The 1,326-nt window shown below is 43.6% G+C and carries 1 protein-coding gene; it reads left to right on the top strand.

Annotation, left to right across the window (positions count from 1 at the left end; translation table 11 throughout):
* Nucleotides 1-129: 129 nt before the first annotated feature.
* The coding region (locus B9N78_RS17955) for an RHS repeat domain-containing protein (RefSeq protein WP_212637038.1) at nucleotides 130-1,326 on the top strand (1,197 nt) is incomplete at its 3' end.

The following is a 1,326-nucleotide window of genomic DNA, read 5'->3' as shown; positions in this document are numbered from 1 at the left end:
CGGACCTGACTCGGCTTATTCATGTCCGCCCTGCCCTATATCCTATGCTTATTCAGTTAAGGATAGCTTAATTAAATTCAGAACAGGTCTGTGTTTAATCCGGCTATCACAAAGCAAGCGGAGTTAATTATGATTTATCCCGGTGGATACAGATTACGAGAAAAAGAAGGCAAGGACATCCCCATTAACGTTCGATTGTATAGAAACTCGACACCACCAGAAGATATTTTAAAAATGATGTACGATGTGGTGCCGAATTCCATTCTTGAAGGGCCGGAGGAAATGGACAGCCCCTATTATGCCCTTAAAGATTTCCCTGCCCATGAGCGCATGTACCCAAGCATGATGTCCACTGAACGCAAGGCTTTATTTGAACGTAAATTAAGGGAAATAGAATATGAAAAGAAATATTTAAAACTAATAAAACGTAAGCTTCACGCAAAATTTATTATTGAAAATCCAGATCTGCCCCTCGTTAAAGATTTGATTAAAACAGAATACGGACAGGAATTACTTGCAGAAGTTGCTAAGGATCAACCCAGACAGCCGGAAACAGGTACGGGTGAAACCATTTATGACGAGCAGAAAAGAGATGCTGTCGATGTTTCAGCCGTGGAAGCATATCAAACTAAAACTTTTACAATCCCTAACACAGGTGAAGAATTCTCGCTCCTCGCAACTGAGCGCGATGACAACGGCAGAATAATTTACACGGCCTTAGCCGTTGAACCGCAAGCGGTTGAGCGTGAATATGTTTATGACAACGGCGGTCGGCTTAGCAAAGTTATTTGCGAGAACGCTGTTGTTGAGCATTATCAGTACGGCAAAAACGGTGAACGGCTGGCCTCGGAGACTCGCCAGATAAAACCACAACTCTTCAAGTACGGTCAGAGCATGGAACTTTTGCAGGCTGGTGAAGCAAAATATATGTACGACACTCAAGGCCGCATGGTGATGAAAAACTTTCTCGGTCAGGTCACGAGGTATTCTTATTTAGAATCAGGTCCGCTCCACGAAGTACATCTGCCTGACGGGCGCAGAATTGAATACACTTGTGACCCTTTGGGGCGGAGAATCGCAAAGTCAATTAACGGCAAAATTGTAGAAAAGTACCTCTGGCAGGATTTAACTATGCTTCTTGCTGTCACTGACGGCGAAGGTCTGCGTCCGAAAGTATTCAGCTATGACGAAGAGGGTAATCCCGTGAGCATGACCTACGAAGGACAAACCTTTTTCTTTGCTACAAATCAGGTCGGCACAATTTTCATGGTTGCGGATGAAAGGGGTAATGAGGTAAAGCGAATTATAAATGATTCGTTTGGAAAT

Origin of the sequence: Desulfovibrio gilichinskyi (assembly GCF_900177375.1) — a bacterium.
GTDB classification, from domain to species: domain Bacteria; phylum Desulfobacterota; class Desulfovibrionia; order Desulfovibrionales; family Desulfovibrionaceae; genus Maridesulfovibrio; species Maridesulfovibrio gilichinskyi.
Note: the sequence above shows the minus strand (reverse complement) of the source record. Positions and strands in the feature narration are given on the sequence as shown.